The following is a 21,113-nucleotide window of genomic DNA, read 5'->3' on the forward strand; positions in this document are numbered from 1 at the left end:
GCCGGGGCCGACTCCTGTCGGAGAACACCTACTGGCGCTACCGCCAGGCATCCGACATGAAGGTCCTCAACAAGGCCAAGTCGGTGAAGGTCTCCGCCGACATCGTGCGGGTCACGCGCTCGGGAGCGCGCCGGGCGGCGACCGCCAGGATCCACAACCACGGCTCGGCCGTCGCGGCAATGGTGAGACTTTCCCTTCTGGACAGCAGGAGCAACGACCGCGTGCTGCCGACGCTGTACAGCGACAACTACCTGTGGGGCCGGCCCGCGCTGCGGGTCGAGGGCTACAACGTGCCGCAGACCGTTGCCCGTTCCTAGATGAGCCGCGGCAGGAATCCCCGGACCTTTGGGCCGGGGAGCACGTCAATCAAGCGAGGACTACACCGACAGCACCGGCCGCCCCACGGTCTCGGTCTTCACGGCGACCATCTTCGGCCTGGCCGAGCCGAAGGTCGGCGCCGCCGACCAGGCCCTGGTGAATGCCGCGGTCTGCGACATGCTCGACAAGCCCGTCCCCTCGACACCGTCCCCGTCCGGGGATGGACGGAGCCTGGCCGCGACTTGACCTGGAGCACGCTCCAATCCGTAGCGTCGAGGTATGACAACAACACCTCAGCACAAGATCGGTTCAGGATTCGGGGCCCGAAGCACTGCGCAGGAGGTGGTGCGCGGGATCGACCTCACCGGGAAGCTCGCGGTCGTCACCGGTGGCTACTCGGGCCTCGGACTGGAGACGACGCGCACGCTCGCCGGCGCCGGTGCCCAGGTGGTGGTGCCTGCCCGGCGCCCAGCGGCAGCGCGAGAGGCGCTCACCGGCATCGACGGTGTCGAGGTCGACGAACTGGATCTCTCCGACCTCGACATCGTCCGAGGATTCGCCGAACGTTTCCTCGCCTCCGGCCGTGGCATCGACTTGATGATCAACAACGCCGGGATCATGGCCTGCCCGGAGACACGGCTCGGACCGGGCTGGGAGGCTCAGTTCGCGACCAATCACCTCGGTCACTACGCCCTCGTCAACCGGCTCTGGCCGGCGATCGCCCGCGGCGGGGCCCGCGTCGTCTCGGTGTCCTCCAACGGCCACCAGCTCTCGGACATCCACTGGGACGACGTGCACCTCGAGCACGGCTACGACAAGTGGCAGGCGTACGGCCAGGCCAAGACCGCCAACGCGCTGTTCGCCGTACAGCTCGACGCGCTCGGCCGGGACGTCGGGGTGCGGGCCTTCTCGCTCCATCCCGGTGTCATCCTCACCGAGCTGGGCCGTCACGTGCCCAAGGAGGAGATGATCGCCGCCGGCTGGATCGACGCGGACGGCCACCCGCTGGACCCCGGCATCAAGACCCCCGCGCAGGGTGCCGCGACCCACGTATGGGCGGCGACATCCCCGCAGCTGGCGGGCATGGGCGGGGTCTACTGCGAGGACTGTGACATCGCGGAGCCCCTTGGGGAGGGCGAGGGCGAGCTCACCAGCGGCGTACGCGCCTACGCGACGGACCCCGGGCAGGCGGCGAGGCTGTGGAAGCTGTCGGCCGAACTCACAGGCGTCGACGCGTTCGCGGCGAACGCCTGAGCCGTCTGCGAAAAGCTCAGCGGCGCGTGCGGTCCGTGAGGGTGGCCGGCATGACGCTGCGGGCCCGAGGGGACGCGGGTGGGTGGTGGTCGGGCCGGGTCGAGGCGGGGGCGAGGTTCTCGGCGCGCAGCGCCACCGCGCGGACTCGGGTGTCCCGCAGGGTGAGCCCTTCGTACAGGTCGAGCGCGGCGTCGGCCAGGGCGGCGGTGTGCCCGGTCGGGGCGGGCAGGGTGCGGGCGCGGCCGAGGGAGGAGCCGCCGGTGAGCCCGATGGTCAGGGCGAGGGCGGACGCCGTCTGGCCGGAGCCGCGCAGTTGCCGTCCGAGAGCGTCGGCGAGTTCGAGGACGCTGCGGCGTACGGCGTCGGTGCCGACGGTGTCGGCGTTGAACAGCCGGTCGGCGGTCAGGCTTTTCGTCGGGGCTTCGGCGGTGACGGGATGCGGGTCGATGCCGTTGGCGCGCTCCCAGACGGTACGCCCGGTGTCGGTGCCCAGAATGCCCTGGAGGACCGGCAGCGGCGTGACGGCGACCTGGCCGACGGTGAAGAGGCCGCGCCGGGTCAGCGTGCGGGCGGCGGCCTCACCGATGCCGTAGAGGACGTCGACCGGCTGGGGGCGCAGGAAGTCGGCCACCGCCTCGGGGTCGGTGTCGACGGCGCGGACGCGGCCGGGCCGGCTGTTGCCTCCAGCGGCCATGGCGGCGACGGTGCGGTTGCCGGCGGCGCCAATCGTGAGGCGTACGTCGTACAGGGCGGTGGCGCGGGTGCCGATCATCAGGGCGAGCTGCTCGGGAAGCCGGTCGAAGTACCGCACGGCGGCGCGTACGTCGGCCAGGATCGCGTCCGGTGGCACGGTCTCCACGAGAGGGGTGAACTGGGCCACGAGTTCGGCCAGCCCGGCGTACGTCGCCCGGTCGACCGGGCCGCAGCGGATGTAGAGCACGCACGGGCCGGGGTCCGGGTGCGGATGCTGGTGTTGTGCGGGTACGACCATGCCGCGGCCACCTCACCTGTTCGAACGTCTGCTCGAATTCGAGTGTAGGGCACCGAAGGGGTGTCGCACCTCCCACATAGGGTGCTGGGCATGGCCGACCTCCTTTCCGCCGCCCAGCGGCGAGCAATCCTGGAGTCCGACGCCGAGACGGGACGGCTGGGCGCCCGCGTCCCGACCTGTGAGGCCCTGGCCCGGCTCGGCCTGGCCGTCCGCTACGGCCGGGTCGGCGGCTTCTACCTCACCCCGGAGGGGCTGCGTGTACGGGGCGTACTGGACCGGATCGGCCCCGAGCCGGCGGAGGCCCGGCCCGCCGCTCCGGCCTCAACCCCGACCCCCGCCCTGGCCCCGGCGGCCGCCGGATTCACCGCCGATGACGGCACCGGACCGGCCTCCCCCGCCCCGCCCGGCCGCGCCGCCGAGGTCGCCGCCGCCTGGTCCGGGCTCCTGGAGATCCGCCGGGTGCTCCAGGACGGCGACACCTCACGTCCCGCCCCCTGGGAGCGCGAACGCCTCGTCCACTCCGTCGCCCTCGCCCTCGAGGCCGCCGGCCATCCCCCGTCCACCGGCTACTCCGTATCCCCCGCCGCCGCCCAGTCCGGCGTCGCCGAGGTCGCCTGGCGCGGCACCGGCGCACCGGAGGCCCTGGCGACCTGCCAGCAGGTCCTCGAGCGCTACGGCTGGCAGTGCACGCTGCACCGCGACCGGCACGGCAGCAGTTTCCTTCTGGTGTCGCCGCGCCGCACCTGATCCCGCGGCGAGTGGGAGGCTGGAAGCGGAAAGGCAGGAGGATCCCGATGCGCATTCCGGACGATCAGCTCTACAACCAGCTCTATGAGAGGACCCCCTCCCAGGCGGAGGGCGAGCGGGACGACCTCGACGGCGTCCCCAATGGGGAGGTCCACGCAGAGGTCCCCAGGACCACCCCGTCCCAGGCCGAAGGCGAGTACGAGGAAGAAGGCGAGCCCCCCAGGACTCAGCGATAGATGATGCATCAACCAATCGCGGTAAACTGACACAATGAACGAGACACCGCGCCGGCTCGCCGCGACGGAGGCGCATGCCTGGCGCAGCTTCATCCGTATGCAGGACAAGCTCAGCGGCCGACTGGCTCGTGAACTCCAGGCCCACTCCCAGCTGTCCGCCTCCGACTACGGGGTACTCGTCAGCCTCACCGACGTCCTCGACGGCCGACTGCGCTTCCTGGAGTTGGCCAAGGCGGTGGAGTGGGAGAAGAGCCGGATGTCCCACCACATCGTCCGCATGGCCAAGCGCGGCCTCGTCGTCCGCGAGGAGTGCCCCGACGACGGACGCGGAGCCTTCGTATCCATCACCCCGGCCGGCCGCGAGGCCATCGCGGCCGCCGCTCCCCGGCACGTCGAAGCCGTTCGCCGCCTGGCCATCGACCACCTCACCCCGGAGGAGATCGGCGTCCTCGGCCGCATCTCGGACCGCATCCTCGAACAGTTGGCCAAGGAACCCTGCTGATCAGGCGTTCACAGTGGGTTGATGCCACTCGGCAAAGCGGTCACCCGAGCCCTTCTGGCCCCACCTGAGAGAGCGAATTCCGGCGCGCCGGCGCCGGCCGGGCCCGGTACGGGGGCGCGCTGGACGGCGACCATGGCGACGTCGTCGTCGAGCCTGCCGCCGACGTGGGAATGGAGATCGTCGAGGATCCGCTCGAGGAGCTGCTGAGGGGTCCCCCACTCCCAGCCGGCGACCCGGTCGGAGGCGGGGTAGAAGGCGCCTGCCGCATCGCGGGCCTCGACGACGCCGTCGGTGTAGAGCACGAGGGTGTCTCCGGCGTCGAGGGGGAAGGTGTCGACGTGGTACGCGTCGGGAGACAGAGCTGCCAGGCCCAGGGGCGGAGCAGGCCGGTGGGTGTGCAGGACGGCGATGCGGCCGCGGTGCGAGAGCAGGGGCGGGGGGTGACCGCAGCTGATCATCCGGACCGTGCTGGTGTCGTCGGGGACCTCGACGATGAGGGCGGTGATGAAACGTTCACTGGTGTCGTCGTCGGTATGGGCGATCTCTGCCAGGTGCCTGCCGACGCTGTCCTCCAGGGAGGCGGCGAGCTCGGGCAGCGTGGCGTTCCGGTAGGCGGCCTCCCGGAAGGCGCCGGACAGGGCCGCCGCCTCGCCGATGGCCGACAGGCCCTTACCCCGGACATCGCCGATCAGGAGGCGGGTCGCGCCGCTCGTCCGGGTCGCGGCGTACACATCGCCGCCGATCTGGGCCTGCGCTTGGGCGGCCCGGTACGCGGAGGCGACCAGCAGCGGGCCCATCCGGTGCGGAAGCCGGCGCAGCAGGACGCGTTGGGCCGCTTCGGAGACCGCCCGCACCTGGGTCAGTTCCTTAAGGTCGCGGTCGTGCAGAGCGCGGAAGGCGATGACGAAGGCGGAGACCAGGACGAGGGCGACGACGTGGATCGGGATGATCACCCACGAGGAGTCCGGCGCGCCGAGGGGTGCGTGCAGCAAGCCGTCGTGAATGTCGATGGCCACGACGGCTACGCCTGCGAGGAGGGCGACGCCGGTAGTGAGTCTGGGGCCGGCCCACGCGGCGGTCGAGGCCGGGGCAGCGACCAGCAGGGAGGCGAGATGGATATCGGTCGGTGCCGTGAAGCTGCCCACGGTCGTTCCGCAGATGAACAGTATTGCTATAACCGCCCGTGCCCAGCGTCGGCTCAGCGGGCACATGCGGAGCATGCGCTCCCGGCTTAGCCGTGCACCCGTCCGCCCGCCGGCCGTGAGGCTCCCGTGGAGCTGCCGGATGGTGGACGTGGAGGTGTGGACGGGCGGAAAGGGAAGCATCTCGTCCTCTGCGGGGTGTGGGGGACCTCAGCGGGGCGGGGCGGCAGGGCGTGCGATGGGTGATCTCGGCTCCGGCATCCCCCAAGGATCCATTCCACCTTTTCAGGGGCATAGACGGCGATACCTCTAGTAGTGGCACTACTAGTAGGTGGAGTGTGAATGCCGAGGAGCAGCGGCGCCGCGACCTGGGCGACTTCCTCAAAACCCGGCGTGAGCAGCTTGTGCGCGCCGACCTCGGCCTGCCTCCGGTCGGTGGAAGAAGGACCTCCGGGCTCCGTCGCGAAGAGGTCTCCTATCTCTCCGATGTGAGCGTCACCTGGTACACATGGCTCGAGCAGGGACGCGACATCCATCCGTCCCGGCAGGTGCTGGATGCGGTCGCACGCACCCTGCGCCTGTCGACGGCGGAACACACCTACCTGTTGTCGCTGGCCGGGTACTCCGCCCCGCAAATCGCCCCCGAGCAGATGGCCGACAAGGCCCCGGCCAGCGTGCAGCGGCTGCTCGATTCGCTCCCGGGGTTTCCCGCGTACGTGACCGGTGCGGACTGGGGCGTACAGGAGTGGAACGCCGCGTTCGCGGCTCTGTACCCGAACATCACGACGGTCGATCTGACGGACCGGAACATGCTCTGGCTGGTGTTCACCGACCCGTACCTGCGCGAGCTGATGCCAGAGTGGGAGGTCACCAGCCGTCGTTTCCTCCGCGAGTTCAGGGCTGAGGTGGGTCCCCGACTCGGCGAGGTCCCCTGGTGCGACCTGGTCGCTCGGCTTGTCGAGGCCAGCGAATCCTTCCGCGCAAGCTGGGAGAGCCATGACGTCGAAGGATTCACCTCACGTGAGCACCTGTTCCGCCACCCGTCCGCCGGTGATCTGCTGCTGGAGCTGCACCGCCTGGAGCCCTGCGATCATCCCGACCTGCGCCTGATGATCTATACCCCCGTGTTGACCACGGACGCCCCGGAACGGCTGCGTCTGCTGAGCGACACCGCAGCTCCACCCACCACCTCGTCGGGTTGAGCGGCAGGGTCACGCGTCGGCCCATTCGCGGCCGTCCCCCACGGTGATGCGCTTGAAGTCCAGCAGTGGAGCGATCGGTGCGCGGGGCATGGATGACCTCCCGGGACGTAGGTGGACGGCCGCACGAGCCGCTTGCAACTAAACTTCGGCTCGCCGCCTGGAACCGCCTGGAACGCACCGGCCGCGGGCCCGGACCCGCACAGCTGGCCGCATCCATGCAGCAGACGGAGGCGATCACCAAGGCCTAGGCCGACGGGCACGTCCCCAGGACCTTCACCCCCGAGGACCTGCTCACCTTCGTCCTGGCCCTGGCCAGCGCCTGGACCCCCGACAGCGCCATGACCCCCGGCGGCATGGACGAGACCCGTCTGCGCTCCCACCGCGGCGCGGTCGTCGAAGCCGTACGCCGACTGGTCTCCCCCGCAGCCGACTGACGCCTCGGGGTGGGCCGCCGGAGTACCGACCCCGGTCCTACGCCTCACGTAAGTGCCAGGACGCGACCTTTGCCCGATGTCCGGCTGATCGGCGCGGCCCTACCGTGACGCGCATGAAGATCCCCGAGCAGTACAAGTACGCCGTCATCCCTCACGTCATGGTCGACGGAGCCGCCGAGGCGATCGCGTTCTACGCAGCCGCGTTCGGAGCATCGGAGTACTTCCGGCTCGAAGGTGATGACGGGCGCATCATCCACGCCGAGATCAGAATTCATGACTCCGCCCTCATGCTCGGTGACGCCGAACCCCCGTTCTCGCCCCCCGGCTCGGTCGGCCCGTCCGTTGTCCTGCATGTCTACGTGCCGGACGTGGACAGCCTGAGCGCCCGGGCCGCGGCCGCCGGGGCCGAACTTCTCTCGCCTCCGGCCGACATGCCCTACGGTGCCCGGCAGTCGATGCTCCGCGACCCGTTCGGCCACGTCTGGATCTTCTTGACCCCTATCACCACCTGAGACCCGAAGGCTCGCTAAGCCGTCTTGGCAGCCGTACGAGCGGCGATGTCGATCGTGCCGAGCAGCCCGCTGAGGGCCTTCAACTGCTCGTCGGTGAGGGCGCCGAAGATGTTCTGGAGCGCGGGTGAGGACGACCAGTTTGGCGCGGCGGTCGGTGGGGTCCGGGTTGCGCTCGACGAGGCCCGTCACGTTCGAGGCCGTCGACCGTCTCGGTGACCGTTCGTGCGGCGAAACCGAGCTGATCGGCCAGGGACGACAGACGGGTCGGGCCCTGCTCGTCGAGCACGCGCAGGAGTTTCGTCCGGGCCAGGGACAGCCCGGCGGCGGCCATCTGCTCGTCGACCACGCGCCGTACCCGGTGCGCCAGCACAGGACCGCCTCGCTGCTCGAGCGCATCCACGCGACAACCGCATGAACACCGCACAGGCAGGCGTCAGGAGGCCACGCGCAGCACGAGCTTGCCGCGGGTGTGGCCGGTCTCGCCGTGGGAGTGGGCCCGGGCGACCTGGTCCAGGGGGAAGGCCTCCTCGACCTCCACTTTCACGTCGCCGGAGTCGATGAGTCCAGCGATACGGGCCAGGGCCGGGCCGTCGGGCTCGACCAGGAAGGCGCTGGCGCGCAGGCCCTGGGCCCGGGCGGTGTCGAGCAGTTCGGGCGAGGCGCCGGAGGGGACGGCGACGAGCAGGCCGCCGGGGCGCAACACGCTCAGGGAGCGGGTGCTGGTGTTGGCGTGGCCGTCACCGACGAGGTCGACCACGACGTCGACGTCCTTGACGGCGTCCTCGAAGCGGACGGCGGTGTAGTCGATGAGTTCGTCGGCGCCGAGCCCGGCGAGCCATTCGTGGCGGGCGCTGCTGGCGGTGCCGATGACGTAGGCACCCAGGTGCTTGGCGAACTGGACGGCGAAGTGTCCGACGCCGCCCGCGGCCGCGTGGATCAGCACGCGCCGGCCGGGGCGGACGTCGGCGGTGTCCACCAGGACCTGCCAGGCGGTGAGGGCCGCCAGCGGCACGGCGGCGGCCTGCTCGTGGCTGATGCCGGCCGGCTTGCGGGCGAACTGCCGGGAGGGGGCCGTGACGTACTCGGCGTAGGCGCCGGCGGCGCGGGGGAACCACGGCATTCCGTAGACCTCGTCGCCAGGCTTGAGCGTGGTCACCCCGAAGCCGGTCTCCTCCACCACGCCGGCGACGTCCCAGCCCAGGATGAACGGCGGGTCGCCCAGCACGTGGGCCATGCCCGTGCCGGACCGGGTCTTCCAGTCGACCGGGTTGATCCCGGCGGCGTGCACCCGCACGAGGACCTCGGTCGGCAGCGGCTCGGGGCGGGGCACCTCCTCCACCTGAAGGACTTCCGGACCGCCGAAGCCGTGCTGTACCACCGCGCGCATCGAGGATGCGGACATGAGACATCTCCCTCGAGTCAAATGAGTGGAAAGACCGTTGTGCAGCCTTTCGTGCAACTGGCCTTGACGCTACCCCGCGGATGGTGGTTACCATCAAGGGAATCTACTTCCAATTGGGAAGTATCCAGCTGAGGAGCGGTGCGGCAGGACGAGGACGGCGTCACCCTCGACAACGCCGTCGTACGAGTCAGGATCGACGCCGACGGCCTGGTGCGGTCCGTGTACGACCTGCGGGCGCACCGCGAGGCCCTGGCCCCGGACCGGCCCGGCAATGCGGGGTGGTGTCGTCATCGGACGCTCCTGCGGTGAGCCGGTTGGCGCTGGGGACGGGAGGGATCTACCGGGCCGCCACCCTGCCACAGCCGCTCCCACACCGCGTGTCATTTTCAGAGGCGCCCACCCCGTCGTGACTGAGCACGGGGAGCCTGCTCGTTCGTCTGGTGGTTCCTCATGCGTGGTGCTCGGAGCACAGGCAGCCGACACCCTTTTCGACGTCTGGGGACTCGCCTGCCAGGCGCTGCATGACCGCGAGCCAACGGGTGCCTGACACGTCGGTGTCGTGCGGCGGGAACCACGGGAAGATGGCGAACTGCCGGGCTTCCAAAAGGTCCCCGCATCCGCTCGTTCGTACGGATCGCCACCGCCGTCTATCGCTCAACCCACACAGCGGCCCCGTAAGCGACAGGCGCTCTGGCGCCACTCGCGTCACATGGGGCATCCTTCCGGCGACGGAAGGATGCCCCATGCACATGACACGTCGGTCGTTCACCGCCCTGCCGCTCGCCGCCCTGCCGGTCACCGGCCTTGTCCTGTCCGCTCCCGCATGGGCCGCCACGGCCACCCCCACCGTCGAGGAACAGCGCCTCGACCAGGCCGCTCCCCAGGAGATTCTGCGCCGCAGCGGCTTCGACACCGCCGTGCAGGAATTCGCCGCCGCACTGTCGGGCGTACGGTCCCGGGCCGCCGCCGAGCGGGTCGTGAGCCGCTACGGCAGCGGGCTGTGGCGCAAGGCCGTCGACCGGGCGCAGGGGCGGGGCCCGGCGGGCGGCGACCTGAGCCGGGACGACGACCGGCCGCTGTACTGGGCGCGGCTGGCGATGACCCGTGAAGTGCGCCTGTGGCAGCCCGACGCGGCGCGATCGGCCCTCCTGGACCGCCTCGAACGCACCTCGCGCGGCGAGGACTCCGTCGGTCTGCCAGCCGGAAAGGGCGTCAAGCGGATCCTTCTCACCGGCTTCGACCCGTTCCAGCTCGACATCGACGTCCGCCGCAGCAACCCCTCAGGCGCCACCGCCCTCGCGCTCGACGGGGTGACCGTGGAAACCGCCTCGGGGCCGGCCCGCATCGAGACCGCGGTCTTCCCCGTCCGCTGGACCGACTTCACCGCGGGCACCGTCGAGCGCACCCTGCTCCCCTCCTTCCGCCCCGGGCCACGTCAGGTCCACCTCTTCACCACCGTCAGCCAGGGCAGGGTCGGCCGCTTCGACGTCGAGCGCTTCAACGGCGCCTGGCGCGGCGGCTACCCGGACAACGAGAACCTCTCCGTCACCGGCGTCGTCCCCGTCCCGTACGCCTCCGAACAGCCGCAGTGGACCACGACCACCCTCCCCTACCGGGCCATCCTGGCCGCCGGCGCCGGTCCCTTCCCCGTGTACGACCACACCTCCGTCACCGAGATCCCGGCCGGCGCCACCGACCCCGTAACCAGCGCCACCGGCCCCACCCCCGGCTCCACCGCCCGCGCCGGAGGCGGCGGCGACTACCTCTCCAACGAGATCGCCTACCGGGCCACCCTGCTGCGCGACGAGCTCGGCCTCGACATCCCCGGCGGCCACGTCCACACCCCCGTCCTGCAGTTCGGCGACGGCAACACCGACCCCGCCACCGGCACAGTCACCGACCCCGCCTTCGTGGCCAACCGGCTCGCGATCATCGCCCAGGTCCGCGCCATCGTCGTGACGGCGGCGGGGACGCTCTAGCTGTCCGGCCGGCGGTGGATCCTCACACCGCGCTCGCGTCCTCGAAGACCACCCGCATGTCCGGGCGGCCCGGTGTCTCTGTCCGGGCGGCCCGGTGCCTCGCTCGGAATCCCCGGGGGCAGTACCGGGGCCAGTGCCCGAAAACCCGCGCGCACAGCCTCGTCCGAGTACCCGGCCGGCGTCCAGGACGCCGAGGACGCCCTCCAGGACACGCTCCTGGCCGCCTGGCAAGGCCTCGGAGGGTTCGAGGGACGCGCATCGATCCGCACGAGTCCGGCGATGTCGACGCGCTGGTCGCCTTGCTCACCGACGATGTCCGGGGCTCCATGCCACCGGTTACCCTCGAATACCAGGGCGACGCCGTGGCCCGCTTCTTCGCCAGCGTCATCCGCCAGGGCCGGACCTATGACCTCGTCCCGACGCGAGCGAACGGTCAGCCGGCTTTCGGGGCCTGCCTTCGCGCCCCTACCGGCATCCGCCACGGGACCGGCCTCCTCGCCCTCACCGGCGACCGGATCTGCGCCATCACCCGCTTCGACAACAGCGTGCTCCCGTCGTTCGGGCTGCCGCGATCGCTTCCCGGCTGATACGCAGCAACGACAGAGACCGCAGGTCAGCGCACCCGTCCCCGGGGCTTCAAAGCCACGGGGGGCAGTTCCGGGGCGGGTAGCGGGGCACCGTCGTAGCCGGTGACGGCGCCGAAGCGGGAGCCGGTCATCCAGTCGGCGCGGGCTTGGGCGATGTCGTCGTGGGAGCGGCCGATGAAGTTCCACCACATGACGATCTTCTCATCGAAGGGCTCGCCGCCGAGGAGGAGCAGGCCGCTGTCGCTCAGGGCGCGCAGGGGGAGCTCGGTGCGGCCGCAGCCGAGGTAGAGCATCGAACCGGGGTCGAGGCGGACGCCGTCGACGTCGGTGGCGCCGGACATGGTGAGAACGGCGTACTCGAAGTCCGGGTTGACCGGCAGCCGTACGTCGCTGCCGGAGGCGAGGGCGAGGTCGGCGCCGACCAGGGGTGAGTAGGTGGTTCCCGGGGAGGCGGCGCCGTCGAGTTCGCCGAGGATGACGGTGGCGGTGAGGCCGGGGGCGGTGACGAGGGGCAGGGTGGCGTGGTGTTCGAAGGCGGGGCTGGTGTGGCGGTGGGCGTCGGGGAGGGCGACCCAGAGCTGGGCGCCGTGGAGGAGGCGGGCGTGCGGGACGGGGCTCTGCTCGGAGTGGGCGATGGCGCGGCCGGAGGTCATGAGGCCGAGTTCGCGGGGGCGGAGGGTCTGGAGGCTGCCGAGGCTGTCGCGGTGCTGCACTTCGCCGTCGTGGAGCCAGCTGACGGTCTGCAGGCCCATATGAGGGTGCGGGGGCACCTGCATGCCGGACCCGTCGGCGATGTCGTCGGGGCCGTAGTGGTCGACGAAGGCCCAGGCGCCCACCATGCGGCGCCCGAGGTTGGGCAGCAGGCGCCGGACGACGGTGCTGCCGCCGAGGTTGGCCTCACGCGGGGCGAGGAGTTCCCTGACGGGCTGCGCGGAGACGTCGTCGCGCCCTCCGCAGAGGTGGGGCGAGGGGTGGAGGTCGAGGTCGCTCATGGCTGTCACGCCCTTTCGGCGGCAGGGGGGAGGCGGGCGGGCTCGGGCACGATGGGCGTTCCGCCGCGTACGGCGCGGGTGACGGGGGTACGGTCGGCGATCTCCAGTAGCCGGGCGCGCCGAGTGTCGTCGAGGTTGCCCATCAGCTCGATACGCCGGGTGATCCGGGCCGCATGGTCGGGGCCCTTCTCGTACGCCAGGTGCACCCGGACGCCGTCCAGCGGCCACTGCTTGCGCTGGGCGTACATACGGAGGGTGATCGCGGTGCAGGAGCCCAGAGCGGACAGCAGCAGGCCGATCGGGGTGGGCGCGGTGTCGGCGCCGCCGACGGACTCCGGCTCGTCGGCGGCGAGGGGGTGCCGGCCGGCGCGTATGCCGACGCGGTAGTCGGCGCCGGTACTGGTGGCGACCGCCGCCGCGGACCGTACGTACGCGGGGGCGGGCGCGGCCGGGTCCGTCGGGCTCACAGTCCGAACCGCTGGCGCTGGTCCTGCGGCACGAGATCCGTGTAGTCGGGGTGCTTGGAGATCCACCCGCGGATGAAGGGGCAGTAGGGCAGTACGGCGAGGCCCTGCTCCCTGGCGGAGTCGAGGGCCGCGCGGGCGAGTGCGCCGCCCAGGCCGCGGCCGCCGAAGCGGGGATCGATCTCGGTGTGGATGAAGGCGATCTCGTCCTGGTACCGGTGGTACTCGGCGAAGCCGGCGAGTTCGTTGTCGTCGAAGATCTCGAAGCGCGACCGGTCGGGGTTGTCGGCCACTCGGGGTTCCATCGCTCCTCCTGCGGAGTCTCGCTGCGCCATCGTCGTTGCCTTCCGAGATGAAGTTTACGATTCAACCATTGCGAAGTATAGTTGATACTTCAACTATAGGCCCACGCTCCGGGGAATAGCGACACCGGGCCCCATGTTAAGCAGACAGTTGAAGCGTCAACCAAATGAGAGGATGGGCGGCACGATGCAGTTCGGGATCTTCACCGTCGGCGACGTCACCACCGACCCCACGAACGGCCGGACCCCGACCGAGCACGAGCGGATCAAGGCAATGGTCGCCATCGCGCTCAAGGCCGAGGAGGTCGGCCTGGACGTCTTCGCGACCGGCGAGCACCACAACCCGCCCTTTGTGCCGTCCTCCCCCACCACCACGCTCGGCCACATCGCGGCCCGCACCGAGCGGATCGTCCTCTCCACCTCCACCACGCTGATCACCACCAACGACCCGGTGAAGATCGCCGAGGACTACGCGATGCTCCAGCACCTGGCCGACGGCCGCGTCGACCTCATGATGGGCCGCGGAAACACCGGACCGGTGTACCCGTGGTTCGGGCAGGACATCCGCCAGGGCATCCCCCTCGCCATCGAGAACTACGCCCTGCTCCACAAGCTGTGGCGCGAGGACGTCGTCGACTGGCAGGGACGCTTCCGCACCCCCCTGCAAGGCTTCACCTCCACCCCCCGCCCGCTCGACGGCGTACCTCCTTTCGTCTGGCACGGCTCCATCCGTTCCCCGGAGATCGCCGAGCAGGCCGCGTACTACGGCGACGGGTTCTTCGCCAACCACATCTTCTGGCCCAAGGAGCACTTCCAGAAGCTGATCAACCTCTACCGCGAGCGTTACGCCCACTACGGCCACGGCACACCCGAGCAGGCCATCGTCGGCTTGGGCGGCCAGGTGTTCATGCGGAAGAACTCCCAGGACGCGGTACGCGAGTTCCGCCCGTACTTCGACAACGCGCCGGTGTACGGACACGGCCCCTCACTGGAGGAGTTCACGAAGGAGACCCCGCTCACCGTCGGCAGCCCGCAGGAGGTCATCGACAAGACCCTGACCTTCCGCGAAACCTTCGGCGACTACCAGCGCCAGCTCATCCTCGTGGACCACGCCGGACTGCCCCTCAAAACCGTCCTCGAACAGCTCGACCTCCTCGGTGAGGAAGTAGTGCCCGTCCTGCGCAAGGAGTTCGCCGCCGGCCGCCCGGCCGACGTGCCCGACGCCCCCACCCACGCCTCGCTGGTCGCGGCGCGCGACACCGAGACCGTAACCGCCGATCTGCCGGCCTGAAAGGAAGGAAAGGATGAACACCCTGAAGCTCGTGGTCGTCTCGGCCGGCCTGAGCCAGCCGTCCTCCACCCGACTGCTGGCCGACCGGCTCGCCGAAGCCACCCGGCAGAGCCTGGGCGACGCCGGGCGACCCGTGGACGTCCGCGTGGTCGAACTGCGTGATCTGGCCACCGACGTCGCCAACAACATGGTGACCGGGTTCCCGAGCGCGGCCCTGCGCGAAGCGTTGGAAGCGATCACGGAGGCGGACGGTGTCATCGCCGTGACGCCGATCTTCACCGCCTCCTACAGCGGGTTGTTCAAGTCGTTCTTCGATGTGATCGACAACACCGCGCTCACCGGCAAGCCCGTGCTCATCGCCGCCACCGGCGGCACCGCCCGGCACTCGCTCGCCCTTGAGCACGCTGTCCGCCCCCTGTTCGGCTACCTGCGCGCGATCGTCGTACCCACCGCCGTGTACGCGGCCTCCGAGGACTGGGGCACGGCCGGGGACGACCGCACCGACGGCCTGGCCTCCCGGATCACCCGGGCCGCCGAGGAACTGGCCGGCCTGATGGGTGGCCGCGCAGCCACCACCGAGCCCGCCGAGACCGTCGTCCCCTTCGAGCAGCAGCTGGCCGCGCTCCGGTCGGCGTAAGAGGCCGCGCAGATAGGTGGGGTGGAGGAAGGAGCGGGTCGAGGGCCGAGTCTGGCAAGGCGGAGGAGGGAGACGCAGCGGAGCTGCGGCGACCCGACAACGCCGCCAGGCGAGAGCCATCGGCACGCGACGCCGCACCACCTATCTGCGCGGCCTCTAAGCCGCACACGATGCCGAGAAAGGAGCTCTCGTGACCGACAACTTCAACAACTACCGGCCCGACGGAGAGCCCGCAGCCGACCGCTGGGCGACGGCCCTGCATCTCTTCGACGACGAGGTCGGCACGCCCCACGAGGAGACCACCGCCGAGCGCTGGGAGCGGGCCGGGATGTTCTTCGAGGCCAAGGACTACACCGAGGCCGCCCGGCTGCTCACCGGCATCGTCGAGCAGGTCCCGGAGCAGACCGCCCCCCGGCTGCTGCTGGCCCGCGCCTACTACCACTCCGCGCAGCTGCGGCGCGCCGAGGAGCAGCTGCGCGAAGTCATCGACCGCGACCCGGTCGAGCACTACGCCCACCTGATGCTCGGCCGCACCCTGCAACGCCAAGGCCGCGCTGACGAGGCCGCACCCTGGCTGCGCATGGCTGCCGCCTTCTCCGGTGAGTGATCAACGCCACCCGCGTGATCCACGCGGGTGGCGTCGACAATGGACCGCATGCGACGACACGAGTACGAGCACGCGGCACAACACCTCAACCCGGATGCCGAGCGGGTCATCGACCTCCGCAGCGACACCGTGACCCGTCCCGGCAGCGAGATGCGGCGGGCGATGGCCGAGGCGGAGGTCGGCGACGACGTCTTCGGCGACGACCCGACGGTCAACGCGCTCCAGGAGCGAATGGCGAGCACCCTCGGCTTCGAGGCCGCGCTGTTCGTGACGTCCGGGACGCAGAGCAATCTGTGCGCTCTGCTCAGCCACTGCGGGCGCGGCGACGAGTACATCGCCGGGATGTCCGCTCACACCTACCGATGGGAGGGCGGCGGGGCCGCGGTGCTGGGCGGGATACAGCCGCAGCCACTGGTGGCACGGGAGGACGGGACACTGGACCCGGCGGAGATCGAGGCCGCGGTCAAGCCGGACGACCCGCACTTCGCGCGGACGCGGCTGCTGTGCCTGGAGAACACGACCGAGGGCAGGGTCGTACCGGTCGAGTATCTCGAGTCGACGGTGAAGCTGGCGCGCGGGCTGGGGCTCGCGACGCATCTGGACGGCGCACGGCTGTTCAACGCGGCGGTGGCGGCCGGCGGCGATCCGTACCTCGAAGCGCGGCGGATCGCGGAGCCTTTCGACAGCGTGTCGGTCTGCTTCAGCAAGGGGCTGGGCGCGCCGGTCGGCTCCGTACTGCTCGGATCGCGGGAGTTCGTGGGCCAGGCACTGCGGTGGCGCAAGGCGCTGGGCGGCGGGCTGCGGCAGGCGGGGGTGCTGGCGGCCGCCGCCCTGTACGCACTGGACCACCATGTGCAGCGGCTGGCCGAGGACCACGAGAACGCGGCGCTGTTCGCCGAAGGGCTGCAGGACCTGCCGGGGCTGGTGGTGGGCCCGGCGCGGACGAACATGGTCTACGCCGACACCGTCGCGGGCCGCACCCCGCCGGACTTCGCGGAGCGGCTGGCGCGGGGCGGAGTGCTGTGCTCGGGCGGAGCGCGGATGCGGTTCGTCTTCCACCTGGGAGTGTCGCGTACGGACACCCTGGAGGCGGTGCGCATCGTCCGCGCGGCCCTGGATTCCTGACGGTACGTCAAGGCGCGGCATCGGAGTAAGGAAGCCGCCCCGGCCAGGACGGGGGGATCTGGCCGGGGCGTTGGGGGCCGGCGCGTGAAGCGCAGCAGCCCGGTTTCGAGTTTAGGCGTCAGCGGCAATGGCCTTTACCACAACGGCCTTGCGGGCCTGTGCTGTTGACCACACCAACTAACGATCAGTGCAGCCGGGGGTCGAGCACCCGCTGCAGGCGGTACGCGACGGGCTTGAAGCCGACCGCCGGCCAGTGCCCGGCCGCGACGGGGGACGCGGCGTGCCAGCGGGCGGTGATGTGGCGGTAGCCGTTGTCGTAGGCCCAGGCCAGGGCGGTGGCGAGGAGGATGCGGCTGATGCCCTCGCCGCGGGCGGAGGGGGCGACGTAGGCCTCGGCCAGCTCGACGCAGGGCTCGGGGAGGACGGGGCTGGGCTGGGCCGGGGTGAGCAGGACCATGCCGATTTCCTCGCCGCGCCGGGCGGCGACCCAGGAGGCGCTGCGCGGGTCGGTGAGGGTGCCCGAGTAGTGCGTACGCAGGGCGGTGAGGGCGGGGTCCGGCTGGGGGAGGAAGACGGCGGAGCGCTGTTGCTGGCGGGCGGATTCCGCGGCCATGCGGCCGATCCGGTCCAGGTCGCCTGGGCCGGCGCGGCGGATGGTCAGGGCGTCCACGCCGCGGGGCTGGCGGCCGCGCGGCCTGACCGGCATGAGCCCGCGGACCTGTGCCAGGCCGAAGCCGAGGCGGAACCAGACCATGGCCGCCGACTCCCCCGCCGGGAGGTCGACGTAGTGGACGAGGCGGCGCTGCTCGACCAGGCGTGCGGCGACGGCCGTGTAGAGCGAGAGCAGGGCTTCCGCCTCGCGGCCGCTGCGCAGTGCGTGCCCGCCGAAGGGCACGAGGGCGGAGCGGGGGTGGGTGTCGAGGGCCGCCGGTTCGTCCTCGGCCGCGTCGAGCGGGAGCGCGGCCAGGTAGCCCGCGAAGTCGCCGCCTCCGGCGCGGGCGGAGGCCGCTTCGACGTACGGCTCGGCGAGGATCTTGCCGAGGAGTTCCTCGCCGGTGGACGATGCAGCCGGCCGTAGCCAGGCCCGGTTGTACCACCGGTCGAGCAGGGCGGCGGCCTCGGGTATGTGTTCGGCGGTCAGCGGCGCTGTGGCGAGAGTCATGGTGCTCCGCGACGCTAATGGTCCGGGCCGCGTGCCGTCCAGGCGGGCCGGTTCGGGTCGTCGGTATGGACGAGGATGTCCGCTGTCTCCCCCGGGTGCATCTCGTCCTCGTAACGCGCGAAGGCCGACAGCGTCCACCGCTCCTCCTCCGGCGTCCGCCGTGCCAGCGCCGCCGGGGACAGCCGCAGGTGCACGCTCAGGTCGAGCGGGAAGCCGTGCCCTTGCAGGAGCGCGCCGTCCAGCAGCAGCACTCCGCCGGGTGGGAGCTGCTCGTACGGAGCGCGGGTTGCCCGGTCGGTGACCGGGTCCCACAGCGACGGCAGTACGCGGCCGTCGCCACCGGGGCCCAGCGGGCCGAACACCTCGCGCCACAGTGCGCCGGTGTCCAGCCACAGGTCGTAGTACGCGTCGGGGTCGTGCCGTCCGTGCTCGTAGCGGATCGAAGCGGGACGCCAGTACGTCTGCGCGCCGACGTGCAGCACGGGGCGGCCCAGCGTGCGCAGAGCCTCGGCGAGGGCCTGCGCCAGCGCCCCCGGCCGAGCGGCGGGGGCGCCGTCGATCGCGATGCGCGGCCAGAGGCTGCCGTCGGCGGGCTTGAGGTCGACGATGCGATCGGCGAGGGCTTCGGTGAGCCGGGGCCAGGTGATCGCGGTGAGTCGCACCTGGCCATCCTCGCGCATGCGTCGGCGGGGTCAGGCCCCGTATCCCGGCAGGACGATGTCGCGGATGATCGCGTTGCGCTCGTCGTAGGGGATGAAGGCGCTCTTGAGGGCGTTGACGGTGACCGTGCGCAGGTCGTCGAGGGTCCAGCCGGCCTCGATGACGAGGAGGGTCATCTCGCGGGTCATGGTGGTGCCGGAGACGAGGCGGTTGTCGGTGTTGAGGGTGACGCGGAAGCCGAGGTCGCGCAGCGCGGTGATCGGGTGGTCGGCGATGGAGGTCGCGGCGCCGGTCTGGAGGTTGGAGGTCGGGCACAGCTCCAGGGCGATGCGCCGGTCGCGGACCCAGCCGGCGAGGCGGCCGAGTTTGCCGTCGGCGATGTCGTCGGTGATGCGTACGCCGTGGCCGATGCGCTGGGCGCCGCAGACCTGGAGGGCCTGGTGGATGCTGGGCAGGCCGTGGGCCTCTCCGGCGTGGATGGTGAAGGGGACGTTCTCCCGGCGCAGGTACTCGAAGGCGTCGAGGTGGTCGGCGGGCGGGAAGCCGTCCTCGGCGCCGGCGATGTCGAAGCCGACGACGCCCCCGTCGCGGAAGGCCACCGCCAGGTCGGCTATCTCGCGGGCGCGGTCGGCCATCCGCATCGCGCACAGCAGGGTGCCGACCCGGACCGGGGTGCCGGCCGTCGCGGCCTTGGCCATGCCGGCGGCGAGGCCTTCCTGGACGGTCTCGACGACCTCGGGGAGGGTGAGGCCGCCGCTGAGCATCAGCTCGGGCGCGTAACGGACCTCGCCGTAGACGACGCCGTCGGCGGCCAGGTCGAGGACGTACTCCTCGGCGGTGCGCAGCAGGCCCTCGCGGGTCTGCATGACGGCGAGGGTGTGCTCGAAGGTCGCGATGTAGCGGACCAGGTCACCGGAGTTGGCTGCCTCGTAGTACCAGGCGGCCAGCGCGTCCGGGTCGGTGGTGGGCAGGGTGTGGCCGACCGTCTCCGCCAGCTCGACCAGGGTCCCGGGGCACAGCCCGCCGTCCAGGTGGTCGTGCAGGACGGCCTTCGGCAGGCGGCGGATGGCGTCGAGGTCGGGGGCCGTCATGCGGTCTGCTCCTTGGGATGCGTTGGGGTGGTCAGCTGGGGCGCCCGAGCCCTTACGGGCGGGGTTCCAGCAGGTCCCAGCGGTTGCCGTACAGGTCCTGGAAGACGACGACCGAGCCGTACGTCTCGTGGCGCGGCTCTTCGAGGAAGGTGACGCCGGCCGCGCACATGCGGGCGTAGTCGCCGGCGAAGTCCTCGGTGTGCAGGAAGAAGCCCACACGGCCGCCGGTCTGGTCGCCGACGCGGTCGCGCTGGGCATCGTCCTTGGCGCGGGCCAGCAGCAGGCCGCTGCCGTCGCCGCCGGGCGGGCGGACAACGACCCAGCGGGAGCCGTCGGGGCGGGGCTCGTCGTCGAGGAGGTCGAAGCCGAGGGCGCCGGTGTAGAACGCGATCGCCTCGTCGTAGTCGTTGACCACGAGGGTCACCAGGGCGATACGGGGCATGGAGGCGGTCTCCCGGGGGTTCGGGTGGGCGGCGATCAGGCCACGTTATACGTAACACCCCGAGGAGGCAATGTGCGCCGGCCACGTCCCGAGTTGGGACGTCAGGACCAAGGCCGTCATCGGCTGGGGTGCGCGGGCCTATCTCGAGTCCAGGCCGGGTCACCGTGGACCGGTTGCGGACGCGGACACGGACAGGCACGGAGAACCGGACCCGACCGACGGCCCCCGCCCCGGCCCTCACCACTCGGCGAGGAGGCGCTCGCACGCCGGTTCCCGGCCGCCGACGGACCGAGACCGTCCGCGCTTCGCCAGCGGCCGACAGCTCGCCCTGGCCCTCCTGGCGGTGTGCGGATGCGCCCTGGTCCCCCTCGCCCTGTGGGTCGCCACCTCGCCGGTCGACGAGGACAGCCCGGCGAACAGCGGCGCCACCGCCGGCCTCTCCTCCGAACCACCGGCTCCGGTACGCATCCGTCCTGGGCCGCGGCCGACAGCATCCCGACCGACGCGCTACGCGGCCCCGCTCCGCGACACGGCGACCGGGCTCTGCGTCGACATCGCCGGCGGAAAGCCCGCCAAGGGCGCGGAGTCCGTGGTCACGTCCTGTACCTCCGCCGCCACCCAGCAGTGGTCGTACGCGCCCGACGGCCTGCTGCGCAGCCTCGCCGACCCCAAGTTCTGCCTCGATTCCCGCAGCGGCTTCTCGATCCGACTCGGGTCCTGCCCGGCCGCCTCCCGGCCGGATGCCAACAACGTCCGTTACGACTTCATCGTCCAGGGCGAACTGGTGCCCCGGTGGAACCAGGCGCTTGCCGTAGTGCCCGTCTCGCCGACCGACGGCGCGGCCATGGTCCTCAAACTGCGTGACGACGCGACCTCCTATCGCTGGCAGACCATCGCCTCCGAAGCCTCGCCCGAATTGCAGTCGATCGGCTCGGACGCGCCCGGCGGGTCAACGGCTTCGGCGCCGAGGTGGCCCGTACCCTCTTCGACGTGATCGGGGGCCGGGAGCCGGCGTCCCATCCGGTCCCGACCCC

The 21,113-nt window shown here is 71.3% G+C and carries 27 protein-coding genes and 1 pseudogene; 17 read left to right on the forward strand and 11 right to left on the reverse strand.

Annotation, left to right across the window (positions count from 1 at the left end; genetic code table 11):
- Positions 1 to 14 precede the first annotated feature (14 nt).
- From EFK10_RS21935 to EFK10_RS21945, 3 genes are read left to right on the forward strand one after another with little or no spacing between them, the layout of a single operon-like run.
- Positions 15 to 317, forward strand: a complete 303-nt coding sequence (locus EFK10_RS21935) for a hypothetical protein (protein ID WP_265737545.1) — start codon at positions 15 to 17, stop codon at positions 315 to 317.
- 28 nt (positions 318 to 345) lie between these two features.
- Positions 346 to 564, forward strand: coding sequence for a hypothetical protein (locus tag EFK10_RS21940; RefSeq protein WP_127357357.1), 219 nt, complete (start codon positions 346 to 348; stop codon positions 562 to 564).
- Between the two features lie 33 nt (positions 565 to 597).
- A complete protein-coding gene (locus EFK10_RS21945) occupies positions 598 to 1,572 on the forward strand; it encodes an SDR family NAD(P)-dependent oxidoreductase (RefSeq protein WP_127357358.1) in 975 nt (324 codons plus the stop codon).
- Between the two features lie 16 nt (positions 1,573 to 1,588).
- Here EFK10_RS21945 and EFK10_RS21950 read toward each other — a convergent pair whose 3' ends face one another.
- Positions 1,589 to 2,563: a DNA polymerase Y family protein gene (locus EFK10_RS21950; RefSeq protein WP_127357359.1), complete on the reverse strand. Its 975-nt coding sequence runs from the start codon at positions 2,561 to 2,563 to the stop codon at positions 1,589 to 1,591.
- A 90-nt stretch (positions 2,564 to 2,653) separates the two neighbouring features.
- Between EFK10_RS21950 and EFK10_RS21955 the strand changes: the two genes are divergently transcribed.
- Genes EFK10_RS21955 through EFK10_RS21965 form a run of 3 tightly spaced genes read left to right on the forward strand, consistent with a single transcriptional unit; the run spans position 2,654 to position 4,048 of the window.
- Entirely contained in the window at positions 2,654 to 3,310 is a 657-nt protein-coding gene (locus EFK10_RS21955; protein WP_127357360.1) for a hypothetical protein, read from the forward strand.
- A 47-nt stretch (positions 3,311 to 3,357) separates the two neighbouring features.
- The gene (locus EFK10_RS21960) at positions 3,358 to 3,546 is read left to right on the forward strand and encodes a hypothetical protein (RefSeq protein WP_127357361.1); all 189 of its coding nucleotides are present in this window, start codon (positions 3,358 to 3,360) and stop codon (positions 3,544 to 3,546) included.
- A gap of 34 nt (positions 3,547 to 3,580) precedes the next feature.
- Positions 3,581 to 4,048, forward strand: coding sequence for a MarR family winged helix-turn-helix transcriptional regulator (locus EFK10_RS21965; protein ID WP_127357362.1), 468 nt, complete (start codon positions 3,581 to 3,583; stop codon positions 4,046 to 4,048).
- An 8-nt stretch (positions 4,049 to 4,056) separates the two neighbouring features.
- Here the strand turns inward: EFK10_RS21965 and EFK10_RS21970 are convergent, their stop codons facing one another.
- Entirely contained in the window at positions 4,057 to 5,193 is a 1,137-nt protein-coding gene (locus EFK10_RS21970; protein ID WP_240677384.1) for a PP2C family protein-serine/threonine phosphatase, read from the reverse strand.
- A gap of 239 nt (positions 5,194 to 5,432) precedes the next feature.
- On the opposite strand from EFK10_RS21970, the gene EFK10_RS21975 reads away from it, so the two are divergent.
- From EFK10_RS21975 to EFK10_RS21980, 3 genes and pseudogenes are all read left to right on the forward strand, one after another.
- A complete protein-coding gene (locus EFK10_RS21975) occupies positions 5,433 to 6,392 on the forward strand; it encodes a helix-turn-helix transcriptional regulator (RefSeq protein ID WP_240677385.1) in 960 nt (319 codons plus the stop codon).
- A gap of 263 nt (positions 6,393 to 6,655) precedes the next feature.
- Positions 6,656 to 6,826, forward strand: a pseudogene (locus EFK10_RS47660) (hypothetical protein); the annotation flags it as partial.
- Positions 6,827 to 6,939: 113 nt separating this feature from the next.
- A complete protein-coding gene (locus EFK10_RS21980) occupies positions 6,940 to 7,338 on the forward strand; it encodes a VOC family protein (protein WP_127357363.1) in 399 nt (132 codons plus the stop codon).
- Positions 7,339 to 7,417: 79 nt separating this feature from the next.
- Here EFK10_RS21980 and EFK10_RS53380 read toward each other — a convergent pair whose 3' ends face one another.
- Together EFK10_RS53380 and EFK10_RS21990 are read right to left on the reverse strand one after the other, a co-directional pair.
- Positions 7,418 to 7,669: a MarR family transcriptional regulator gene (locus tag EFK10_RS53380; protein ID WP_407647118.1), complete on the reverse strand. Its 252-nt coding sequence runs from the start codon at positions 7,667 to 7,669 to the stop codon at positions 7,418 to 7,420.
- Between the two features lie 102 nt (positions 7,670 to 7,771).
- Positions 7,772 to 8,740 (reverse strand): NADP-dependent oxidoreductase, encoded by a 969-nt coding sequence (locus EFK10_RS21990; protein ID WP_127357365.1) that lies wholly within the window; start codon positions 8,738 to 8,740, stop codon positions 7,772 to 7,774.
- 138 nt (positions 8,741 to 8,878) lie between these two features.
- Between EFK10_RS21990 and EFK10_RS21995 the strand changes: the two genes are divergently transcribed.
- The 3 genes from EFK10_RS21995 to EFK10_RS22010 all read left to right on the forward strand — a co-directional run bounded on the left by EFK10_RS21995 (position 8,879) and on the right by EFK10_RS22010 (position 11,306).
- Positions 8,879 to 9,049 carry a hypothetical protein gene (locus tag EFK10_RS21995; RefSeq protein WP_127357366.1) on the forward strand — a complete coding sequence of 57 codons (171 nt, stop codon included), beginning with the start codon at positions 8,879 to 8,881 and terminating at the stop codon, positions 9,047 to 9,049.
- A gap of 440 nt (positions 9,050 to 9,489) precedes the next feature.
- Positions 9,490 to 10,719, forward strand: a complete 1,230-nt coding sequence (locus tag EFK10_RS22005) for a pyroglutamyl peptidase (protein WP_127357395.1) — start codon at positions 9,490 to 9,492, stop codon at positions 10,717 to 10,719.
- Between the two features lie 299 nt (positions 10,720 to 11,018).
- A complete protein-coding gene (locus EFK10_RS22010) occupies positions 11,019 to 11,306 on the forward strand; it encodes a sigma-70 family RNA polymerase sigma factor family protein (protein ID WP_127357368.1) in 288 nt (95 codons plus the stop codon).
- A 26-nt stretch (positions 11,307 to 11,332) separates the two neighbouring features.
- Here EFK10_RS22010 and EFK10_RS22015 read toward each other — a convergent pair whose 3' ends face one another.
- Genes EFK10_RS22015 through EFK10_RS22025 form a run of 3 tightly spaced genes read right to left on the reverse strand, consistent with a single transcriptional unit; the run spans position 11,333 to position 13,067 of the window.
- Entirely contained in the window at positions 11,333 to 12,298 is a 966-nt protein-coding gene (locus tag EFK10_RS22015) for a pirin family protein (protein ID WP_127357369.1), read from the reverse strand.
- Positions 12,299 to 12,303: 5 nt separating this feature from the next.
- Positions 12,304 to 12,765, reverse strand: coding sequence for an OsmC family protein (locus EFK10_RS22020; RefSeq protein WP_206305539.1), 462 nt, complete (start codon positions 12,763 to 12,765; stop codon positions 12,304 to 12,306).
- Positions 12,762 to 13,067, reverse strand: a complete 306-nt coding sequence (locus EFK10_RS22025) for a GNAT family N-acetyltransferase (RefSeq protein ID WP_127357370.1) — start codon at positions 13,065 to 13,067, stop codon at positions 12,762 to 12,764. Before EFK10_RS22025 ends, EFK10_RS22020 begins: the two co-directional genes overlap by 4 nt.
- Before the next feature lie 184 nt (positions 13,068 to 13,251).
- Here EFK10_RS22025 and EFK10_RS22030 point away from each other — a divergent pair, with 184 nt between their 5' ends.
- The 4 genes from EFK10_RS22030 (at position 13,252) to ltaE (ending at position 16,724) form a co-directional block, all read left to right on the forward strand.
- Positions 13,252 to 14,355: an LLM class flavin-dependent oxidoreductase gene (locus EFK10_RS22030; RefSeq protein ID WP_127357397.1), complete on the forward strand. Its 1,104-nt coding sequence runs from the start codon at positions 13,252 to 13,254 to the stop codon at positions 14,353 to 14,355.
- A gap of 13 nt (positions 14,356 to 14,368) precedes the next feature.
- Entirely contained in the window at positions 14,369 to 14,992 is a 624-nt protein-coding gene (locus tag EFK10_RS22035) for an FMN reductase (protein ID WP_127357371.1), read from the forward strand.
- A gap of 190 nt (positions 14,993 to 15,182) precedes the next feature.
- A complete protein-coding gene (locus EFK10_RS22040) occupies positions 15,183 to 15,599 on the forward strand; it encodes a tetratricopeptide repeat protein (RefSeq protein WP_127357372.1) in 417 nt (138 codons plus the stop codon).
- A 48-nt stretch (positions 15,600 to 15,647) separates the two neighbouring features.
- Positions 15,648 to 16,724, forward strand: a complete 1,077-nt coding sequence (gene ltaE / locus EFK10_RS22045) for a low-specificity L-threonine aldolase (protein WP_127357373.1) — start codon at positions 15,648 to 15,650, stop codon at positions 16,722 to 16,724.
- 184 nt (positions 16,725 to 16,908) lie between these two features.
- Here the strand turns inward: ltaE and EFK10_RS22050 are convergent, their stop codons facing one another.
- From EFK10_RS22050 to EFK10_RS22065, 4 genes are read right to left on the reverse strand one after another with little or no spacing between them, the layout of a single operon-like run.
- The gene (locus tag EFK10_RS22050; RefSeq protein ID WP_127357374.1) at positions 16,909 to 17,886 is read right to left on the reverse strand and encodes a GNAT family N-acetyltransferase; all 978 of its coding nucleotides are present in this window, start codon (positions 17,884 to 17,886) and stop codon (positions 16,909 to 16,911) included.
- 14 nt (positions 17,887 to 17,900) lie between these two features.
- Positions 17,901 to 18,548, reverse strand: coding sequence for a nucleoside/nucleotide kinase family protein (locus tag EFK10_RS22055; protein WP_127357375.1), 648 nt, complete (start codon positions 18,546 to 18,548; stop codon positions 17,901 to 17,903).
- A gap of 30 nt (positions 18,549 to 18,578) precedes the next feature.
- Positions 18,579 to 19,637, reverse strand: a complete 1,059-nt coding sequence (locus EFK10_RS22060) for an adenosine deaminase (protein ID WP_127357376.1) — start codon at positions 19,635 to 19,637, stop codon at positions 18,579 to 18,581.
- Positions 19,638 to 19,689: 52 nt separating this feature from the next.
- Positions 19,690 to 20,079, reverse strand: a complete 390-nt coding sequence (locus EFK10_RS22065) for a VOC family protein (RefSeq protein ID WP_127357377.1) — start codon at positions 20,077 to 20,079, stop codon at positions 19,690 to 19,692.
- Positions 20,080 to 20,149: 70 nt separating this feature from the next.
- Here EFK10_RS22065 and EFK10_RS22070 point away from each other — a divergent pair, with 70 nt between their 5' ends.
- Positions 20,150 to 21,073 carry an RICIN domain-containing protein gene (locus EFK10_RS22070; protein WP_127357378.1) on the forward strand — a complete coding sequence of 308 codons (924 nt, stop codon included), beginning with the start codon at positions 20,150 to 20,152 and terminating at the stop codon, positions 21,071 to 21,073.
- Positions 21,074 to 21,113 lie beyond the last annotated feature (40 nt).

The sequence above is a fragment of the Streptomyces soli genome (genome assembly GCF_003999195.1).
GTDB classification, from domain to species: Bacteria; Actinomycetota; Actinomycetes; order Streptomycetales; family Streptomycetaceae; genus Actinacidiphila; species Actinacidiphila soli.